General features: G+C 42.4%; 15 protein-coding genes and 1 tRNA gene. 3 read left to right on the top strand and 13 right to left on the bottom strand.

Annotated features, from left to right (window positions below; all coding sequences use genetic code 11):
- Nucleotides 1-231 precede the first annotated feature (231 nt).
- From carB to thyA, 7 genes are all read right to left on the bottom strand, one after another.
- A complete protein-coding gene (carB, locus tag CTY48_RS00355; RefSeq protein ID WP_099466533.1) occupies nucleotides 232-3,432 on the bottom strand; it encodes a carbamoyl-phosphate synthase large subunit in 3,201 nt (1,066 codons plus the stop codon).
- Nucleotides 3,425-4,504 (bottom strand): carbamoyl phosphate synthase small subunit, encoded by a 1,080-nt coding sequence (locus tag CTY48_RS00350; protein ID WP_099466532.1) that lies wholly within the window; start codon nucleotides 4,502-4,504, stop codon nucleotides 3,425-3,427. The genes carB and CTY48_RS00350 overlap by 8 nt, the downstream gene beginning before the upstream one ends.
- Nucleotides 4,505-4,816: 312 nt before the next feature.
- Complete coding sequence (locus tag CTY48_RS00345) at nucleotides 4,817-6,082, bottom strand: peptidoglycan-binding protein (RefSeq protein WP_328587783.1); 1,266 nt, start codon at nucleotides 6,080-6,082, stop codon at nucleotides 4,817-4,819.
- A 34-nt stretch (nucleotides 6,083-6,116) separates the two neighbouring features.
- Nucleotides 6,117-6,311: a hypothetical protein gene (locus tag CTY48_RS00340; RefSeq protein WP_099466531.1), complete on the bottom strand. Its 195-nt coding sequence runs from the start codon at nucleotides 6,309-6,311 to the stop codon at nucleotides 6,117-6,119.
- 202 nt (nucleotides 6,312-6,513) lie between these two features.
- Nucleotides 6,514-7,584, bottom strand: a complete 1,071-nt coding sequence (locus CTY48_RS00335; RefSeq protein WP_099466530.1) for a branched-chain amino acid aminotransferase — start codon at nucleotides 7,582-7,584, stop codon at nucleotides 6,514-6,516.
- A gap of 92 nt (nucleotides 7,585-7,676) precedes the next feature.
- Nucleotides 7,677-8,171 carry a dihydrofolate reductase gene (locus CTY48_RS00330; protein WP_099466529.1) on the bottom strand — a complete coding sequence of 165 codons (495 nt, stop codon included), beginning with the start codon at nucleotides 8,169-8,171 and terminating at the stop codon, nucleotides 7,677-7,679.
- Between the two features lie 18 nt (nucleotides 8,172-8,189).
- Nucleotides 8,190-9,038 (bottom strand): thymidylate synthase, encoded by an 849-nt coding sequence (thyA, locus tag CTY48_RS00325; RefSeq protein WP_099466728.1) that lies wholly within the window; start codon nucleotides 9,036-9,038, stop codon nucleotides 8,190-8,192.
- 221 nt (nucleotides 9,039-9,259) lie between these two features.
- Between thyA and CTY48_RS00320 the strand changes: the two genes are divergently transcribed.
- On the top strand, nucleotides 9,260-10,012 hold the full coding sequence (locus CTY48_RS00320; RefSeq protein ID WP_099466528.1) for an Ig-like domain-containing protein: 753 nt from the start codon (nucleotides 9,260-9,262) through the stop codon (nucleotides 10,010-10,012).
- A gap of 42 nt (nucleotides 10,013-10,054) precedes the next feature.
- On the opposite strand, the gene CTY48_RS00315 is transcribed toward CTY48_RS00320, so the two are convergent.
- On the bottom strand, nucleotides 10,055-10,930 hold the full coding sequence (locus CTY48_RS00315) for an ROK family protein (protein ID WP_099466527.1): 876 nt from the start codon (nucleotides 10,928-10,930) through the stop codon (nucleotides 10,055-10,057).
- Between the two features lie 173 nt (nucleotides 10,931-11,103).
- Here CTY48_RS00315 and CTY48_RS00310 point away from each other — a divergent pair.
- Nucleotides 11,104-11,176: transfer RNA gene (locus tag CTY48_RS00310), tRNA-Gly, on the top strand.
- 153 nt (nucleotides 11,177-11,329) lie between these two features.
- Entirely contained in the window at nucleotides 11,330-12,100 is a 771-nt protein-coding gene (locus CTY48_RS00305; RefSeq protein ID WP_099466526.1) for a prolipoprotein diacylglyceryl transferase, read from the top strand.
- Nucleotides 12,101-12,137: 37 nt separating this feature from the next.
- Here CTY48_RS00305 and CTY48_RS00300 read toward each other — a convergent pair whose 3' ends face one another.
- From CTY48_RS00300 to addB, 5 genes are all read right to left on the bottom strand, one after another.
- The gene (locus CTY48_RS00300; protein WP_099466525.1) at nucleotides 12,138-12,737 is read right to left on the bottom strand and encodes a GNAT family N-acetyltransferase; all 600 of its coding nucleotides are present in this window, start codon (nucleotides 12,735-12,737) and stop codon (nucleotides 12,138-12,140) included.
- A gap of 35 nt (nucleotides 12,738-12,772) precedes the next feature.
- Entirely contained in the window at nucleotides 12,773-13,267 is a 495-nt protein-coding gene (locus CTY48_RS00295) for a EutP/PduV family microcompartment system protein (RefSeq protein ID WP_099466524.1), read from the bottom strand.
- A gap of 15 nt (nucleotides 13,268-13,282) precedes the next feature.
- On the bottom strand, nucleotides 13,283-13,669 hold the full coding sequence (locus CTY48_RS00290; protein ID WP_099466523.1) for a BMC domain-containing protein: 387 nt from the start codon (nucleotides 13,667-13,669) through the stop codon (nucleotides 13,283-13,285).
- Nucleotides 13,670-13,784: 115 nt separating this feature from the next.
- The gene (gene addA / locus CTY48_RS00285; RefSeq protein WP_099466522.1) at nucleotides 13,785-17,486 is read right to left on the bottom strand and encodes a helicase-exonuclease AddAB subunit AddA; all 3,702 of its coding nucleotides are present in this window, start codon (nucleotides 17,484-17,486) and stop codon (nucleotides 13,785-13,787) included.
- Nucleotides 17,483-20,893: a helicase-exonuclease AddAB subunit AddB gene (gene addB, locus CTY48_RS00280; RefSeq protein ID WP_099466521.1), complete on the bottom strand. Its 3,411-nt coding sequence runs from the start codon at nucleotides 20,891-20,893 to the stop codon at nucleotides 17,483-17,485. Before addB ends, addA begins: the two co-directional genes overlap by 4 nt.
- Between the last annotated feature and the right edge of the window lie 5 nt (nucleotides 20,894-20,898).

The following is a 20,898-nucleotide window of genomic DNA, read 5'->3' as shown; positions in this document are numbered from 1 at the left end:
CTTTATTGCTTCATCACATAACCATTTTGTTCGACTTTTGATTTCATCTTCATTCCAATCATCTTTATCTAATATTCCATTTTTCAGACATTTCAATCGTTGTTAAATGTTCATATCAGAAACCTCCAATCTATCTTCCATTATATTCTTTTATCAGAATAATGACAATAAAAAATAAGCTGATTTCTTTTATTTAAAATCAGCTTATTTCTAACTTTATCAACTTTTTTCTTAAATACTTGCAATATCAATCAAGGTAAGCTCCTGATCATTTGCATGTTCTAAGCTTGTCAGAAGGGCATTTGCGGTGTCTAACGAGGTTAGGCAGTGTACACCTGTCTCAATCGCATTTCTTCTGATTAGGAAGCCATCGTTGCTCTTTGCCGCACCCTGAGAAGGGGTATCGATAACAAGGTCAATCTTATGCTCCAGTATTAAATCCAGAAGGTTTGGAGATTCCTGCTCAATCTTGCTGATTTTGACAGCTCCGACTCCATTCTCATTTAGCGCCTGACAGGTGCCTCTTGTCGCATATATCTTGTAGCCGAGTGCTTCAAAGCGGCGTCCTACCTCGACAGCCTCAATCTTATCCGCATCGTTGACCGTCATAATAATCTGCTTGTGCTTCGGAAGAATGATGCCCGCTCCGATAAAAGCTTTATACAGTGCCTCATTGAAGGTTTTGGCAATGCCAAGCACCTCACCGGTAGACTTCATTTCAGGTCCGAGGCTGATTTCTGCTCCGCGGATTTTCTCAAAGGAGAATACCGGCATTTTTATCGCAAAGTAATCTGCCTCCGGCTGTAAACCGGACTCATAGCCCAGACTCTTGATTGTATTGCCGACGATAACCTTTGTCGCAAGCTTTACAATCGGAATTCCCGTCACCTTGCTGATATAAGGTACGGTACGGCTGGAACGAGGATTTACCTCAATTACATACACTTCCTCATTGCTCACGATAAACTGGATATTAATCAAACCGCGCACATGAAGGGAGCGTGCCAGACGTCTTGTGTATTCCTCGATTACTTTTTTAATCTTAGAGCTGAGACTCTGCGCCGGATATACGGAAATACTGTCACCTGAGTGGATACCCGCTCTCTCAATATGCTCCATAATTCCCGGAATAATGATATCTTCGCCGTCGCAAACCGCGTCAACTTCGATTTCTTTTCCGACCATATATTTATCAACGAGTACAGGGTGCTCCTGAACCGTTCTGTTTACGATTGTCATAAACTCTCTGACATCGTCATCATTGATGGCAATCTGCATGCCCTGACCGCCCAATACATAAGAAGGTCTAATCAGCACCGGATAGCCTAATTCATTCGCCGCCAAAAGCGCCTCTTCAATCGTAAATACTGTTTTTCCTGCCGGTCTTGGAATATGGCATTCCTCTAGTATTTTATCAAATAATTCTCTGTCCTCTGCCGCATCTACATCCTCTGCGGAGGTTCCAAGAATTGGGACTCCCATTTTCATAAGGGCTTCCGTCAGCTTGATTGCGGTCTGTCCGCCAAACTGCACAACCGCGCCGTCAGGCTTCTCTAAGTTTACAATGCTTTCCACATCTTCCGGTGTCAGCGGCTCAAAATAAAGCTTATCGGCAATATCAAAGTCTGTACTTACGGTCTCAGGATTGTTGTTTACGATAATTGTCTCGTAGCCCTCTTCCTTGAATGCCCATGTACAGTGTACGGAGCAGAAGTCAAACTCGATACCTTGACCGATACGGATCGGACCGGAGCCAAGTACCAATACTTTTTTCTTCTTTTCCTTATCCTCTTCCACCTCGTTTTCACTTCCGAATACGGAGTAGTAGTAAGGTGTGGAAGCTTCGAACTCTGCGGCGCAAGTGTCAACCATTTTAAATGCTGCCACAATGCCGTTTTCATATCTCATATTCTTGATTTCAAGCGCTGTTTTGCCTGTCAGTCTGGCAATTACCGTATCAGGGAACTCCAAACGTTTTGCTTCCTTCAGCGTCTCTACGGTAAGCTCATCCTTTTGAAGCTTCTGCTCCATCTCCACAAGAATTGCAATCTTATCAATAAACCAATGGTCAAATTTTGTAATCTGATTAATTGTCTCATAGGTGAAGCCACGTCTGATTGCCTCGGCTATCAAGAAAATTCTCTTATCATCCACAATCGCTAGCATTTCTTCAATCTTATCATTGTCAAGCTCTGCATATTCATCGCTTAACAGGCTGTCCACATGCTGCTCTAAGGAGCGGATTGCCTTCATCAAAGCACCCTCGAAGTTGTCACAGATACTCATAACCTCGCCGGTCGCCTTCATCTGTGTGGTCAGGGTTCTCTTTGCATGAATAAATTTATCAAACGGAAGTCTCGGTATTTTTACAACACAGTAATCAAGTGTTGGTTCAAAGCTTGCATAGGTTTTTCCGGTAATTGCGTTTTTGATTTCATCCAAGCTGTAACCAAGCGCAATTTTTGCCGCAACCTTTGCAATCGGATAGCCTGTAGCCTTTGAAGCAAGCGCTGAGGAACGGCTTACACGCGGATTAACCTCAATTACACAGTATTCAAAGGAGTCCGGGTTAAGTGCGTATTGCACGTTACAGCCTCCTGTGATTTTCAACTCGCTGATAATATTCAATGCAGAGGTACGAAGCATCTGATACTCTTTGTCTCCCAAAGTCTGAGAAGGTGCCACTACGATACTGTCTCCGGTGTGAACTCCTACCGGGTCAATGTTTTCCATGTTACATACCGTGATGCAGTTTCCGTTACCGTCACGCATTACCTCGTATTCGATTTCCTTCCAGCCAGAGATACAGCGCTCTACCAAAACCTGACCGACACGGCTCAAACGAAGTCCGTTTGTGAGAATATCAACCAACTCTTCTTCATTGTATGCAATTCCGCCGCCGCTTCCGCCAAGCGTATACGCAGGACGAAGTACGATTGGATATCCGATGGTGTTTGTGAATGCAATACCGTCCTCGACATTGTTTACAACCATAGAAGCCGCGCAAGGCTCTCCTATTTTCTCCATCGTCTCCTTAAACTCTTCTCTGTCCTCTGCCTTCTTGATTGTCTCAGGCGTTGTTCCGATGAGCTTTACATTATGTTTTTCCAAAAAGCCTGACTCTGCAAGCTCCATCGCAAGGTTAAGAGCTGCCTGGCCGCCGAGTGTCGGCAATACGCTATCCGGTCTTTCCTTTAAAATAATTCCCTCTACCACATCTAAGGTCAACGGCTCAATATAAACCATATCCGCAATATCCTTGTCCGTCATGATGGTCGCAGGGTTTGAGTTTACCAAAACTACGCTTACGCCCTCTTCTCTTAAGGAGCGGCAAGCCTGCGTGCCGGCATAGTCAAATTCTGCTGCCTGACCGATTATGATTGGTCCTGAGCCGATTACTAATACTTTTTTAATATCTGGATTCTTAGGCATCTTTTTTAACCTCCATCATCTCAATAAACTTATCGAACAAAAACGCTGAGTCCTGCGGCCCCGGGCAAGCTTCCGGATGGAACTGTACCGTAAAAATCTTTTTATTTACATAGTCAAGCCCTTCTACCGTCTTGTCATTTACGTTGATAAAGCTTACGTTTGCAATGCCGTCCGGCATCTTATCTACATCTACCACATAGCCGTGATTTTGTGAGGAAATATAAACTCTTCCTGTACTCAAATCCTTCACCGGGTGATTTCCGCCTCTGTGACCGTATTTCATTTTGTGAGTGTCACCGCCTGTCGCCAGTGCCATAAGCTGATGTCCTAAGCAGATTGCAAAAATAGGAATTTCGGTATCATAGAGCTTTTTAATCTCTTCGATGATGCTCGCACAGTCCTTCGGGTCTCCGGGACCGTTTGACAGCATAATACCGTCTGGGTTTGCCTCAATAATCTCCTTAGCACTCGTGAGTGCCGGATAAATTGTAACCTCACAGCCTCTTTCATTCAAAGAAGCCGCGATGTTATCCTTCGCACCTAAGTCAAGAAGCGCTACCTTTTTTCCTTCGCCCTTTAAAACAGACTTGGAGGCACAGGTCACTTTCTCTACCACTTTTCCGGTTGTATAATTTTTTAATCGCTCTACGATTTCGTCTATCTTATAATTCTCATTGGTGGTAATACAGCCGTTCATTGTACCCTTTTCTCTCAAAATCTTAGTGAGAGCTCTTGTATCAATCCCTGCAATACCAGGAATATCCTGCTCTTTCAAAAAATTCTGGATACTGTCTTCGCTTCTGAAATTGCTCGGCAATCTCGACAGCTCTCGCACAATATAACCATCCGGCCAAGCCTTTCTCGACTCCATGTCCTCTCGGCATATTCCATAATTTCCAATCAGAGGGTAGGTCATAACCACTGCTTGTCCTGCGTAGGACGGGTCCGTTAACACTTCTAAATATCCTGTCATTGATGTGTTAAAAACAATCTCACTTATCACTTCTTTTTCAGCTCCGATAGACTGTCCCTCAAACACGGTTTTGTCTTCTAGTATTAGAAAAGCTTTCATTGTACCACCTTTATTCCTTTCTTTTTTACAAGCATATTTATGCATTTTATTGCATATTATGCATTTATACAAAAAAAAAATACCATACATCTCTAAGCATTTCTTTTTCATATTTTTACTAGCTATACAATTGTGGCTTTACAATTGTTGCTTTTGCAAAACCTCAAATTTTTAAAATTTTATCATATTATCAAACATTTTTCAACCTTTTTTTATAAATATTTATATTTTCTTTTTACAGTTCCAAAAAAAGAGTATCCCACTGCCGGGATACTCTGCAAAAACACCTTTTAAAAATGTAAATTTATGCGTTTATACTAATTCCGCAATTCTGGATACTCCGACATAGATTTCTGATATCTTATACCAAGTAGGGTAATCTACGATACCATTTGCCGGAAGTCCAAACACAGACTGAAAAATTCTTACTGCATTTTCCGTTGCCGGACCAAATACACCATCTGCCGTAATTCTCGGAATTGCAGGATAGGAGCCTGCAATGGTATTTAACTGCTCCTGCATCTGCCGCACGCTATCACCGCTTGAACCCACCTGCAAATTACTGCCGGGCCACGAAGCCGGAACGCCGGATACCTCCTCCGCGCTGTTGATAAACATATTACTGCCGTAATAATGCCGGATAATATCTATCGCAGAATATCCCTGATCTCCCAAATCCTTTGACCCCCACTGGGACAGCCAGTTCGGGCAGGTCACCCGGTTTCCGTCGCAATACTGGGTTAAAATCGGCTGCTTCACATTCGGTCTCGATAAATAACTGGCAAACAAATTATCCACCACAATGGATATTTCGCTGAATATGTTTCTGCCATACATCCATTTATGATCAAATGCAGTTGAGGAGGTGATGGTAAAGTTGAATCCCTTGTTTCTATACCATTCGGTAAAGACACGATTCAGCGTAAACGACATAATTGCCAACACATTTGCCTCAATTGCGGATGTAGGCCATGTTGCATAAATCTCACTGCTCGCCACATTTTTAATATAATCCTTATATCTTACATAGTAGTTGGAAGCCGTCGTATCGGTAGGAACGCCGTCATGTACAATGACAAATTCCGGGATTACAACTCTGCTCAATACTATCTCACCGCTTTCATCGACAGGTTTGATTTCTGCCTCTGCAATTTTAGGCGGATATTCCCCATAAAGGGTATGTGCCGGAATCACCACATTATCCTCCACCTGATTTGGCTCAAGCGGGCGAAGACGTATCTCCTGCAAAGCATTTACCTCCGGAAGTATTTGAGATCCCGATATCACAATCGGTTCAAAGCCCTCTGCTTCTACCTGAAGCGTATATTCGGAATAAGGCTGGATTTCTGAAGGGGCTAGGCTGTATTCAAGCGGAGGCGTGTCAAGTGCCACCGTTTCAGTCTGTCCCGATTCATTTGTACTTAATTCTTCTACCTGGCTGGTAGGGTCGCCTGTATAGGATATTTTAATGGTAGCCCCCTGAATTGGCTTTAAATTGTTCTGTGAGGTCACGCTCACCTTCAAATTTCCTTTATCAACAGCCGTATCTTGTGTCATTACTAAAGCTTGTTGTCGCATATTTTCTCCATCTGCGAAATACCGTTTGGTACTATTATATGTTTCCCTCCTCATTTTGATAATAGTCTGTCGTCGTTTTATGATAAGCATTTAAGCTCGCTGCCTCGTCATTCAACTTAACGGCATATACAACACCTGTGATAATAACAGCTAAAATAGCAACAACGAGTATCAAAATATTTATTTTATTCTTTGGATTTTCAATTTCTCCGAATTCATTTCTCTTCATAATACACCTCTGATTTAATACGCAAATGTCTTGTTCCTTTTGAAGTTTATCAAAGAAATGTGAAAATTGTTTTAAAACCATTCTAGGATTTTATTACGATTTACTTAAGATTTGCTGTTGAAAATCCAACATTTACCATCCTAATACAAAAACTGCAATAACAGAATCCTTAAAATCCTGTTATTGCAGTCTTTTACAATTTTTATTTCACTTCTACAATCCAATTCAGCTCATCTTCGATTTTTCCAAGCTGGATACCTGTAACGGTATCATACAGCTTCTGGCTCAATTCGCCGATGCCGCCATCCTGTATCGGCATAATGTGGTCTTTCCATCTAAGCTGCCCTACCGGTGAGATAACCGCTGCTGTACCGGTGCCCCATACTTCCTCCAGGCTTCCGTCCTTCGCTGCTTCATATATTTCATCAATGGATACTTTTCTCTCCTCCACAGGTATTCCCCACTGCTTACAGAGGGCGATGCAAGAATCTCTTGTAACACCCGGCAAAATACTTCCGTTTAGCATCGGGGTTACCACGGTTCCGTTAATCTTGAAGAAGATATTCATCGCTCCAACCTCTTCAATGTACTTGCGATCTACACCGTCCAGCCAAAGCACCTGTGAATAGCCCTCGTCATGTGCTTTTACTTGGGATGCCAGACTTGCAACATAGTTTCCGCCTGTTTTTGCCTCGCCTATTCCACCCTTTACAGCTCTTACATATTCATCCTCAATCCAGATTTTAACAGGGTCCAAGCCCTCTTTATAATATGGTCCTACAGGGGATAAAATAATAATAAATTTATACGTATTTGATGGTCTCACACCTAAATACGGGTCGGTTGCAATAACAAACGGTCTGATATAGAGGGATGTGCCTTGCTTTGTTGGAATCCAGTCTCTATCTGCTGATACAATTGCCTTGATTGCCTGTAAAAAATCTTCCTCCGGTATTTGCGGAATACAAATCCTCTTGTTTGTGTTGTTGGCTCTTTCGATATTTTTGTCCGGGCGAAATAATAAAATCTTTCCTTCCTCCGACTTGTATGCTTTTAATCCCTCAAACATTTCCTGTCCATAATGGAAAACCATCGCAGAAGGTTCGAGAACGATAGGTGCATACTCTGTCACTCTCGGGTTGTGCCATCCCTTCCCCATCTCATAATCCATGACAAACATGTGATTTGTAAAAATTGTTCCAAATACCAACGGATCATTCTCGTCCGGTATCGGCTTTGGATTTTTGGTTGCTTCAAATTTAATATCCAACATGACATTTCATCCTTCCGTTTATTCAATAAATTTATTATTATACTTTTTCAAGTTAATGTCAAGAAGTATTACAGGTGAATCTGCTAGCAGCTTTACTCTTTCATTCTCTCGTATTTTACAAAAGCATATTCTAAATCAAAGTAAGTGAGTTCATCACTTTCCGCCGTAATCTTCCATTCCTTATCCTCGTCCAAATTCGGAAAATAGGCATCCGCTTCATATTTGTGCTCAATTTTCGTGACATGTGCCGTATCACAGTACGGAAGCAGTTCACGGTAAATACTCTGCCCGCCGATGATATATACATCTTCACTCTTATATTTCTTTATTTCTTCTAAAAATTCTTCTATAGAGTGAACAATATCTGCGTCCTTCACCGTATAATCAGGATTTGTGGAAAAAATAATATTTTTTCTGTTTTGCAGCGGCTGCTTATTCGGAAAAGTCTCAAGCGTCTTTCTTCCAAGCACTACAATCTTTCCGGTCGTCTCCTCCCGAAACATTTTATGGTCATTTGGTATGCGGACAAGTAACTGGTCCTTGTTTCCAATCGCCCAGTTACTGTCAACTGCCACTATTAAGTTCATATCTTTGCTTTCCTTTCCTTATACCGCAATCGGTATGTTTTTTATTTGCGGTCCTGTCACATAATTTTCTAATTTTACATCATCCGGTGTAAAATCATAGAAATCCTTAACCTCCGGATTCAACCAGAAGGTTGGCGCATCATAAACAGGGCGGCTTATGAGCTCCTCGATAATCGGAATATGACGGTCATAGATGTGGGCGTCTGCAATGACATGCACAAGCTCTCCCACCTGCATACCGCACACTTGCGCCAGCATATGCACCAAAATCGCATATTGGCACACATTCCAATTGTTTGCCGCCAAAATATCCTGAGAACGCTGATTTAAAATTGCATTTAATTTCAGCCTGTCGCTGCCCGGTTCCTTTGTCGTATTGAAGGTCATGCTGTAAGCACAAGGGTATAGGTGCATCTCGTGTAAATCCTGATGCACATATATATTTGTCATGATTCTTCTGCTGTATGGGTTGTTCTTCAAATCATAGATAACGCGGTCCACCTGGTCCATCATGCCCTCTTTGTACTGGTGCTTTACGCCGAGCTGGTAGCCGTAAGCTTTTCCGATAGAGCCTTCCTCATCTGCCCAGCTATCCCATATATGGCTATTCAATTCATTGATATTATTGGATTTTTTCTGCCAAATCCAGAGTATTTCATCAGTACAGCTCTTTATCGCTGTTTTTCGAAGTGTCAGCGCCGGAAATTCCTTGGACAAATCATAACGGTTCACCACTCCAAAGCGTTTCACGGTGTAAGCCGATGTTCCATCCTCCCATTTTGGACGAACCTTTTCACCCTCGGTGCTGACACCGTTTTCCAATATATCCTTGCACATATTTATAAATAAATGATCTGCTAAACTCAATTTACGCCCTCCTTTATATTCATAATCAACTATATCTTTTTCATTATAATTTAACCATTCCAAAATGTCCACCCATTCCTATTCATCCTATTGGCTTTAGAACAGCATTTTATGCGCAGAAATACTACGCCGTAAGAGCAAAGTACCATTGCTATATCTGGAATATTATGCTAAAATTTTATACAGGCGAAGCCTAAATAAAACACAAAGGGGATTGAGTTATGTTCAAATTTTCATTTAAGAAAATGGCTACTGCCGTGGCTCTTAGTATGTCACTGGCATTAACCGTACCGGCTATTTTACCGGCTGTTTCGACTGTTACCACTGTTGAAGCTGCTGCCAAGCCGACACTCAGCATCACTTCAAAATCAGTGCGTGCAGGAGAAACATTTAAACTTACTGTCAAAAATAAGGGCGGTAAAAAAGTTACATGGTCAACAAGCAACAAAAAAGCGGCAACTGTAAAAAACGGCTTAGTTACAGCTACCGGCAAAGGTAAGGCTACCATTACGGCTAAAGTAGGATCCAAAAAGTTAAAGTGCGTTGTTAAAGTATCTAGTAATTCTTATTCTTTTGATGTAAAGTCTGTTTCTGAGTTCATAGGCTATGGCTTTTATGTTATTCCAACTCAGGTTTACTACAAGAATGGAAAGCTTATCTGTAAGTCTCAATTTATCAATCACAAATACTATTCCAAGGTAAAAAAGGTTACAGATACAAAAGGAAAAATGTCTAAAATTAATGTGACTCTGACCGGTACCATTTTGGGAAAAACACTGGGTGCTCCTGATACTGACGTAGTACTTGCAAAAGGTAAAGTTGCAAACACCTATCCAAAAAATATTTCATATGGTACTACCGGAAAATCTTTTACAATCGAATTTAGCGCAAGTCAGATTAAGAAAAAAGGATATGATTTAAGTCAGTTTGATCTCATTGACATAGATCTTCCTACATTCCGGGTTTACTTCTAAATCATATAAAAAAGAACCTCTTTGCGAGGTTCTTCTTTTATGCTATTTTCCTTCCAATGCCAGCTTCGCAAGCTGTATACAGCCCATAATGCCCTGGTTATCATTCAAGCTTGCCGGAACAATGTAATGTTCGATATCCTGCATTTCTTTTGTATTGATATAGCCGTTCATCAATCTCTTTACCTCTTTGCGTATCATAGGAAATAACTGCATCTGGTGCATAACCCCGCCGCCAAGAATAATTTTTCTCGGTGACAGTGTCAAAATATAGGCCATGATTGCCTGCGCAATATAATACGCCTCAATCTCCCACACCTTGTCATTATCCTTTAATTCAACAGCCTTTTTCCCCCATCTCTTCTCAATCGCAGGTCCTGCTGCAAGTCCCTCCAGACATGTGCCGTGATATGGGCAGCATCCCTCAAAGGTATCCTCCTCATGCTTTTCTAAAAGAATATGTCCTGCCTCTGGGTGAAGCATACCGTGAAGCAGCTGTCCGCCTACTGCGGCTCCCACGCCTACACCGGTTCCTATTGTGATGTAAACCACAGAATCAAGGCCTTTTGCATCGCCAAACGTCATTTCGCCCAGGCAAGAACCATTTACATCGGTATCCAGTTCAATCGGAACATTCAATGCCTTCTGTAACTCTCCTAGCAAATCATAATACTTCCAAGGAGTCTTCGGGGTGTCCAAAATATGTCCGTAAGTATCCGAATCCTTATTTACATCCACCGGTCCAAAAGAACCAATTCCAAGTGATACAATCCCTTTTTCCTTAAAATAGTCTATAATTAACGGAATTGTCTCCTCCGGAGTCGTTGTCGGAATCGACACCTGCTCCAATATTGTACCATCTTCCTGCCCCAATGCACATACCATCTTTGTTCCGCCTGCCTCTAAAGCACCAAAAATCATACCAATTACCTCCACCATTCATTTCTGACATTTTTCTATCAAACCTGCTTCCTATTTTAACTAGTAACGCTAAAAATATCAAGTAAAAATACTAAGATTTCATTCTTGACAAACATAAATTTTTATAGTATAGTATCTAACGTAGCAGTTTTCAAACAGAATATATTGGTTATGCGATAGTAGTACAGTTGGTAGTACGCCACCTTGCCAAGGTGGAGGTCGCGAGTTCGAGTCTCGTCTATCGCTCTTCTTAAGACTTTATGATTATCATAGAGTCTTATTTGTTTTATAACATAGGAAATTACTACGAGTTTCCTATGTTATAAAAACTATTTATAGCTGGTATAACTTCATACCGACTCTCATTTTACAAAATTTCACACCAGAAAGGATACCTCTATGTATAACGATTTATTCAGTATTGGTCCCATTACCGTACATAGCTATGGTTTATTAATCGGAATTGGCTTTATTGCAGCACTTCTTTCTGCTGATTACCGTGCAAAAAAAAGAGGCCTTGACCGAGATTTTCTCTTTAATCTCGCCTTTGTCTGCATTATTTTCGGACTGTTGGGAGCTAAGCTTTTGTATTTCATTACGAAATGGAAAACTATTCTCGAGAATCCAGCCAGTTTGTTGGAGCTGATGGACGGCTTTGTTGTGTACGGCGGTATTATCGGCGGAATTTTAGCTGCTTATCTCTACTGCCGATATAAGAAAAAGAACTTTTTAACATATTTTGATTTACTTGTGCCTTCCTTGGCTATCGCACAAGGCTTTGGGCGTGTCGGCTGCTTTTTTGCAGGCTGCTGCTATGGCTTGGAAACGACTTCGGGCTTTAGCATTGTATTTCAAAACTCTGAGTACGCGCCAAACCACATTCACTTAGTGCCAACACAGCTAATGTCCAGCCTTGGTGATTTTGCTATCGCTCTTGTTCTCATCCTGTTTGCAAGAAAGAATTCAAAATCAGGGCTTGTCGCAAGCGCCTATTTAGTTTTATACGGCATCGGACGCTTTATCATTGAGTTCTTTAGAGGTGATTTGGTACGCGGAAGCATCGGAGCGCTTTCCACCTCACAGTTTATCTCTATCTTTATCGTACTTGCCGGCCTTGTTATGGGCTATGTATTGAATAAAAGAGAGGATAAATCCGATATCGAAGAATGATTTTCCTATCATATAAAAAGACATCTTGAAATTTTATTCAAGATGTCTTTTTTATCGTCTCTCTATCATAAATCTTCTCCAGAGTGCGCACAGCTTCCTCATAATCCTTTTGATGATAGCCGATAAACTCATCCTTTATCAACCGAAACCCCATTGTAAGATACATGCGAATTGCAACATGGCTCCATGTCTGGGTATGGAGATAAATGTCCTCATTTGGTTCATAAACCGGAAAAAGAGTCAGTATCTTTTGAAATACTGCCTTTCCAATGCCTAACCCCTGATAGTCCGGTCTCACCGCAACATAGTGGACATGTGCCTGATGCTTTCCCTTGTAATCAGCATACCAGGCACAGGCATTGGCAACAGCTGTCCCCTCTTTATTCACCACAAAAATCATTCTTTTTTTCAGATTTTCCTTATACGGAAGCAGATTTTTCTTAAAATAAGCAAGAGCCTTTTCCTTCGTGTCAAATTCCAAAACCTCTGCCTCTGTCTCTGCCCATTCCTCCTCCATTCCTTCCTCATACATTTGAAAGGAATATCCTTCGGGCAGTATTATATTTGCCGTGCTATGATTTTTCTCATAATCCAGCTTCATAATAATACGCTTATATGGTACTGCCTTATCTAACATAAAACACCTCACGATATTGTGAACTGTAACAAAATTTAATTCTTTGTTGAAAGAACCGTCCTTGGCTGTTCTGCTGTATCTTCTTTCCACGGCAGAACGTCTCCGTCTTCCTTTAGGTAATCGATAATCTGCCAGATTCCCTCACCGGTGTAAGAGCTCACAAAAAAGACTGTCTCACAGCCTGCAAGACGAAGCCATTCTTCCGCCTGCTCGGGATTTCCGTTTTCCTCATCAATCTGCGTTACGATACCGATAACCGGTCTTGTAGATACGGCTGTCACGCAGGGCGGAAACAAAGAATAGCTTTCCGTAGCGCTGATTAAAAGCCCTACCACATCAGCTTCATAGGAATACAGAGCAAGTGCCCGCCCTAATGTATGATTTTCGGCATATTCTCCCGGTGTATCAATAACCACATCATAGTGATTTACATATTGTGTCTTATGGTAGTGAAGGGTATCTCCTTTCAATGCCTGGCGCAATGTCGTTTTACCACATTCACTTCGTCCCATCAAAATAATTTTCTTCATGTCAAATCCTGTACATCAGGTTCTGGTAATTTCACAAATCGCAAAACCAAGATTCTCTCTCAAATACTTACATATTGTTTCAATCGCAGCTTCCACCTCTGCCACCCTGCCCGTAAAAATCAGCGTGCCGCTGAAACGGTCAATAAATCCCAAATCAACATTTGCCGATTTAATTGCCAAATCACCGGCAATAACGGATATTTCCGCAGGGCTCATACTGAGTATACCGATTGCCGCTCTCACATAATCCTCGCTTGGGTTAAGTCCTAATTTTTTATATACGATTGGGTCCGGACTTGCTATCACATGAGCCAGCGTAACCTGCTTACCCGGAACCAGCTCCTGTACAATTCGAAGCTTACCGGAAGCATCATTATTCTTTAATAATTGTTCAAATTCCACGTTTCTTGCTCCTTTCAGAGAGTGCTTCTGCCTTCTATATCATGATGTTAGGATTAAAAGGTATTTTGCTTTTCACTTTACTATATAATACAACAAAATCCAACACAATACAATATCAAACCAGAATTTCTTTTCCAAGCATAACGGAATAAATAATCCGCTCCTTAACCTCCTGCCCGGTTATTTTCTCCAATGCCTCCGCATAATACTCAAGCTGAACCTTATATCTGGAAATCAGCTCCTGCTCTGATTTCACATAATCCGTCTTGTAATCCACGAGAATAATTTTACCGTCCTCCTCAAAAAATGCGTCAATGATACCTTGTATCAAAACCATCTCGTCACTTTGCAGAGAGGTTTTTATCCTTTTTGCTTTAATACCCATTACAAACGGTTTCTCTCTTTTTAGCGTTCCCTGCTCGCTGGCTATTTTGACCCTTTGCCCAATATTGGATTTGAAAAATTTCTCCAGCAGATGCGGACGGATACTCTCCTTGGCTTCCTTTGAAATTTTATGCTCCTCCACCATTTTGGCAAGCTGGGCTTCTACCTCTTCTTTTCCGCCTATTTTAGCATAGTCCAAAAGCTGGAATACCCTGTGGTACGCAGTTCCTCGATCTGCGCCGGCAAGCTCGCCTTCCTCTGCCATAAACTTCGGCAAAAGCGGTACTGGTATCTCCTCCCTAATGAGAGGGGTACCAAGCTCTTCATCATCCAGTACCTGTCCCAGCTTTTTAATTTCCGAGACCGTCATCTTTGTATGAATATTTTTCAGTTCCTGATACGGATAGGAAAAATTCAACTTTTCCTCAAGCACTGAAATGTATTCCATATCGCCTTCTTCCTGAGGCAGCCCATTTTTTAATTCATTTTTAAAATTGTCCTCCCATATCTGGGTCAGTATTTCTTCCCTCACCAAATCAGAAAGCCCGATTACCTTGAGGAAATACTTTGCCTCCGACGAAAACGGCAGGTCGTAGGAAGGAACTCCGATTTCATATTTTTCCAAAAATTCTCTGCTGTCCTTATGCCGCATCAAAGCCTGAAGCACCCATTCCATATAGTTTCCGGCTTCACTGACAAAGCGATAGCCCAATTTCTCCTTGCGGTTTAGGGTTTGGCTGTAGCTTGCAAGCTTATCCTCCAGCTTTGCGATTGCACCCGTCAAAATCAGTTTCTCCTTCGCCCTTGTGAGTGCCACATAGAGAACTCTTAGCTCCTCCGCAAGGTTTTCCATCTGTATCTGTTTTTGCATCGCCTTCTTAATCAGCGTAGGGGCTTTTACGCGGTGCTCATAATCAATGTAGTCTGCGCCCACACCAAGGTCCGGATGCATAACCAGCTTTGCTCTTGCGTCCTGATTGTTGAAGCTTTTTCCCATACCGCTCACAAACACAACCGGAAATTCCAGTCCCTTGCTCTTATGGATACTCATAATGCGAACCGTATCGTCACTTTCATTGACAACCTCCGCCTCACCAAAATCCACATCATATTTTTGCAGGTTTTCAATATAGCGTACAAAATTAAACAATCCCTTGTAGCTCGTGCTTTCAAACACAATTGCTTTCTCAATGAGCATATCCAGATTTCCCTTTCTCTGCTCACCTCCCGGCATGGCGGCGGCAAATCTGCCGTAGTTCGTCTCCTCCAAAATATGCCAGATTAAATCATGTATCGGTGTATATACCGCAATTTTTCTAAATCTTTCAATTAATTCAAATAGTTTGTTTAACTTATTCTTTAATACTTTGTTTTCACCCTCAAACGCATACCGCCTGCTGCCCTCATAGATGCCAAGCTCCTTATAGGACGACTTGATGATGCCAAGCTCTTCTCCCATGATATCTGCAATCGGAGAGGTCATAACCGAGGCAAACGGAATGTCCTGTAACGGATTGTCAATCACACGCAGAAGATTTAACAAGGTTGTCACCTCAATCGTAGAAAAATATCCCGTCTGTGAGCCGGTATGTGCCGGTATTCCCTCAGACATCAAAATAGAGGTAAACGTATCTGCCCAACCCGCCATTGTGCGGAGTAATATCACGATATCACTGTAACGCACACTTCTATACTCACCTGTCGCCTTATCGATAATTTTAAGCCCTCTCTCCTCGTTCACAAGCTCTTTAATTCGAGCTGCAATCGCTTTTGCCTCAAGCTCCTTCGGCGTATACTCCTTATCTTCCAATAGAGAGCTTTTCTTGTTTCCCTCATCCTCCGCCAGCGCTGAATCCAAATCAACAAGTAAAACCTCTGCCTCAAAATCTCTCTCACTCCGTGGCTCTTTGTAGTCACCACCCAGATAGAGTGCACATTCTTTGTTGTAATCGATGCCGCCGATTGACTCCATCATAATCTGATGAAAGATAAAATTAGCCGCAGACAGCACTTCCCCTCTGCTTCTGAAATTCTTATCCAAATCAATCCGCTGCTTGTCACAGTCTGAGAGGGAATAGGTATTGTATTTTTCCATAAACAGCTCCGGCCTTGCCAGTCTGAACTTATAAATGCTCTGCTTGACGTCACCTACCATAAATACATTGTTTTTCTGGACGCTCTCGCGTGATACCGCCCGCAGAAGCATTTCCTGAACAAGATTGCTGTCCTGATACTCGTCAATCATAATTTCCTCGAAAATATCCTCATATTCACGCGCTGCCTCGCTTGGCTTCCAGCCATTCTCCTCTTTTTCCACAAGTATATTTAAAGCATAATGCTCCAAATCGTTGTAATCAACCAGATTTTTATCAAGCTTTGCGCTTTGGTATTCCTCCATAAATTCAATCGTTAGGTTGGCAAGCACCTCCACGCTTTTTTTACAATTTTGTATATCGAAAAGAACCTGCTCCGGCAGGGCATAAAAATACCGCTCCGCTAACGAATTCAGCGTCTTTTTTATACCGTCTCTCTGCTTTTTTACCGTTTCGCGCAAGAATACGGAAACGTTCTCATCCTTCTTAGAAGAGAGCCGCCCAAAAGACAAGCTGTTAAACTGCTCGTAATATTCCTCATAGCCTCTTGTCCTTAAAAGCCTCTCCAGCATTTCCTTTTCCGCTTGCAGAGTGCTTTCATACATATAAGGACCGTCAGCACTTAAGGAGATTTCTATGAGTTGTTCCACCTGCTCTGCCATCTCCCGCACCATAATCTGAATATTGTCTGCAATGCTCTTATACCAGTTTGTCTCCTCTAACTCTGCAATGCTTCCTATCTCATAGCCTTGGACACACGCACGAAGCCACTCCTTTGGCCATGGATAACTCATCGCAAACTGGTAGAGCTGCAGCACCATATCTTCTAATTCCTTGTCGGTTTTTCCGGTGGAATAGCTCTCCACAAAGTCAAAAAAGTCCTCACTCTTTTCCTCATAATGCTTTTCCAGAATTTTTTCCAGAACATCTCCCTTCAAAAGCTTTAGCTCGCCTTCATCTCCAATTCGAAAGGAAGGGTCCAGATTAATCTGGTTAAAATGGTTTCGGATTACCCTTAGGCAAAAGCTGTGAATGGTTGTGATATAAGCATTATGAACCAAAGATACCTGCTTTTGCAGATGTTCGTTTTTCGGGTTTTCCTCAAGCTTTGCCTCAATCGCTTCGCCGATTCTCTCTCGCATCTGGGAGGCTGCCGCATTTGTGAATGTCACAATCAAAAGCTTGTCTATGTCAATCGGAGAACTGCCCTCTGTAATCATGGAAATAATGCGCTCCACGAGCACGGCTGTTTTTCCGGAACCTGCTGCCGCGGATACTAAAATATTCCGGTTTCTCAAGTCAATTACTTTCTGCTGCTCCTTCGTCCATGTTACCTTCATTCTCCTTCTCCTTTCACGATTTTTTCCCAGATTTCATCATCTGAAAACTGTTTTAGTCTCCTAAACTCAAAACCGGGGCTTTTTAAATCAAAACCGCAGATTCCTTTGTAGGTACAATAGTCGCACGCCGTCCTGTTTCCTGATTCATAAGGGGCAATCTCAATATTTCCCTCCAAAATCTCAGTCCCAAGCTCCTTAATTTTTTCGTCTACAAAGCGGGAAAGCGCATGAAAATGCTCTGTGGAAGCGGCGGAGGAATAGCGTGACAAACTTCCGTCCTTATTAAAGGAAACAGGGAGTACGGAGGATTTGTTTTCCATCTCGTCATCCATCATACGGATAATCTCACGATCGCTGTTGACCAGCCCATTCATTTTCAACTTTTCCAGTATTCTCTGTCGGATGTTCTCCTCACTGTCCTCCTCTTCCCTGTCCACAACAGGATCGCTGATGTTATAATATAGGATTCCCGCAGGGATAACCGCTTTGTCCGGTTTTAATTTCTGCTCCATCTCAACCGCAGCATTTAAATATACGACAAGCTGCAATTGCAGACCATAGTACAGTGCAACCATATCAAAGGAGGTGCTTCCTGATTTATAATCAATGATTTTTACATAGACATTTTCATCATCCTCATATAAGTCCATACGGTCAATGCGGCCCTTCAGCTTAAGCCTTTCGTCCTCAGACAGGCGGATATTGATGCTGTCAAGACTGTCCGCCATAGAAAACGAAATCTCATAGCTGCTTGGAGAAAATTTTCCTTTCACCATCTGATTTTGCAATGCCCACAACGTCCTTCTCACAATTCTCTTGATGCGGGCTATCACATATTCATTTCGCGCCGAACTGTAAAGTACCGTATTTCCATAATCAATAATACACTCCTCCACGCAGAGGTCCGCGAGATTGTTTCTCTCCTCCTCCGGTATACTCGACCAGTCATAGCCGCTTTGCAAGAGCCGCTTTGCAAACAATTCAAGCACCTGATGAAAAATATTTCCCATGTCCATCGCCTGAAAATGGTATTCTCGTCTCTCCTTCAACTCCAAGCCATAGGTCAAAAAGTGCGCAAAGGCACAGGCTGCATATTTTTCAAGTCTTGTCACACTGTTTTCAAGCACACTGCCATAGAGCGCTTTTGCAACCGCCTTGCTGATTTTACTCTCATGGTTATGAAAATACGCTGCCTCTCCAAGCGATTTGATAATCGTCTCATAATCCGTTTGCCTGTTGTACCAGTGATACAACTCCAAAAAGCCCTCCGGCTTATTGCCAAGCATAACTTGTCTCAGACAATAGGTGAGGTAGTCAAGACCGTTGCTTTCACACACCACACCCTCAAAGCTTGTGAGCACCTCATCCTTGTCCTCAATAGCGATACGCGGAAATAGTTTTCTCACCGTTCCGATCAGATAGGAGGCACGCAGTGTCCCTCCCTGGGAATCTGTTTTGCTGTAGGACAGATAGAGCTTCTCGCTCGGCTTTGTCATATTTAGATATAAATAAAACTTTTGTGTGTATACGTCCTGCCTGTTAGTGGGTGCTAACTCAATATCATACTGTAACAGCGCTTCCCTCTCAATCTGGGAAATAATACCTCCCTTGTTCGAGTTTTTCGGGATAATCCCCTCATTTACTCCGGCAAAAAACAGTACTTTAATCTTATCAAGTCTCGTTCTCTCAATATCGCCGAACACAACGCGGTCAATGCTTGGCGGAATAATGCCGACCTTCGCCTCCTCAAAACCTGCGTCCAGTATTTCACGAAATTCCTTCGCTGTAAGTTTTTCGTCTCCGAGCAAATCCACAACCCGGTCAAACAACTCCAAGACGATTTTATAAATCTGAGCATATTCCTTTGCAAGAGAAAGCTCCCCTGCTGCCTCAAATTCCCGCTCCATCTCGCCAAGCTTCTGCTGCAAATTGAGCTTTGCGACAAAATCATAGAGAGAGCGTATCATCTCCTTTGCCGTCGTATCCTTCGCTTTCAGTACTTCATAGAGGGGAAGAACTGTTTCCATCAGACTTTCACGCAGTGCATTGATTTCCAGCAGCTTTTCTTCCTGTATAAGGTCATAGGTGCGCACCCACTTCTGCTCCCATTTTTTCCTGCCGCGAATGCCAAAGGCAAGACAATAGTTTTCAAGCTCATCGACGTCCTCTCGCTCCATCGGGTGCATATCACATCGCAGATAGCGGAAGACTCCGTCATAGCTGAAATCCTCCTCTATCATTTTAAGCGTCGCACGGATAAACTCCACGAAGGAATTCATCAAAATGCTTCGCTTATCATCAATAAATGCCGGTATATCATACTGCTTAAAGACCTTTGCGGCATAGCTTGAATAGGCGGCAATATCACCGGAAACAACCGCAATTTCCTGAAAACGATAGCCCTCCTCGCGCACAAGACGCAAAACCTCCCCTGCAATTGCCTTTATCTCTGCAAGAGGATTTTTAGCCGTAAAAATTTTGATTTCCTCCTGCTCCTCCTCATACTTTTTCACCGGATACCGAAAAATACGTTTTTCCAACGCTCCCAGCGCGGTTTTCCCGCTGTGACGGCAGGTCACCTGTTCCTTCATAAAAATAGGCTCCTCCATCTCTACTTTGGTCTCAGCGGCTATTTTTTGCAGGGATAAAATCATCTTTTTACTCATATAAAAAAGTTCATGTTCATTCTTTAAATTCAGTTCCTCCCGGCTGTCTATCGTAACGCTCACCATAAGCTTTTTACAATGCTTGATAAGCTCTTCCAAAAGTACGAATTGAACCGGCGTAAAGCCTGTAAAACCGTCAATTGCAATCACACTGTTTTGAATGATGGCAGAATCTTTTACCACTCTAGACAGCACGAGTAAAAGCTCCTCCGCCGTGATAAATTTATCCGCCAAATATTCCTTAAAGCCCTTATACAGCACATGGATATCCTGCAATTTGTAATTGAGTGACGGTTTATTCTTCGTCTCCTCAATCAATTGCTCCAACTGGTTCGGCTCCACATTATACTGGGTCAGCTCCGAGATAACAGACTTAATTTCACTGATGTAACCGAGTTTTTTTAGATTGGCGCCAAGCATCCTAAGCTCGGGCTGCTTCTGGGATGCTATCTTTCGGATAATCAAATTTTTACCTGTATCGTCCAAGGAGGCAAGACTATTTCCGCCGGTCTCCTCAAAAATACGGTATGCCAGTCGCTGAAAACTCACAATATCGATATTCATAACGCCGTGACGCGGGTGCATACTCACAATGTCCTTCTGCGTCTGCAGTGTAAACTGCTCGGGAACAATAATGATATAGTTGGTATCCGGATTCGCCATAGACTGCTCGATGAGATATTGATTGAGCTGATACGATTTTCCTGAACCTGAATTTCCAAGTAATAATTGTAATGACATTGTTC

This window comes from Konateibacter massiliensis, assembly GCF_900184995.1.
Taxonomy (GTDB): domain Bacteria; phylum Bacillota; class Clostridia; order Lachnospirales; family Lachnospiraceae; genus Lachnotalea; species Lachnotalea massiliensis.
The sequence above is the reverse complement of the archived record's forward strand: the minus strand, read 5'-3'. Positions and strand labels throughout refer to the sequence as shown.